The sequence below is a fragment of the Aeromonas sobria genome, from assembly GCF_050266975.1.
GTDB classification, from domain to species: domain Bacteria; phylum Pseudomonadota; class Gammaproteobacteria; order Enterobacterales; family Aeromonadaceae; genus Aeromonas; species Aeromonas sobria_B.
The window spans coordinates 1-248 of the sequence record NZ_JBKISU010000155.1 but is presented as its reverse complement, the minus strand read 5'-3'; the positions used below and the strand labels follow the sequence as shown (position 1 = coordinate 248).

General features: G+C 51.6%; 1 protein-coding gene. It reads left to right on the top strand.

The genetic code is table 11. From position 1 onward, the window contains the following. The coding region (locus ACLHZ1_RS20895; RefSeq protein ID WP_427263571.1) for a transposase at positions 1-248 on the top strand (248 nt) is incomplete at both ends.

Sequence of the window (248 nt, the reverse complement as noted above, 5' to 3'; positions counted from 1 at the left end):
CGCCCCGGCAAGGTAAGAACCTTGAAACAGCATCCACGCAAGAACAAAACGGCCATCAACATCGAATACATGAAAGCCAGCATCCGGGCCAAGGTGGAGCACCCATTTCGCATCATCAAGCGACAGTTCGGCTTCGTGAAAGCCAGATACAAGGGGTTGCTGAAAAACGATAACCAACTGGCGATGTTATTCACGCTGGCCAACCTGTTTCGGGCGGACCAAATGATACGTCAGTGGGAGAGATCTCA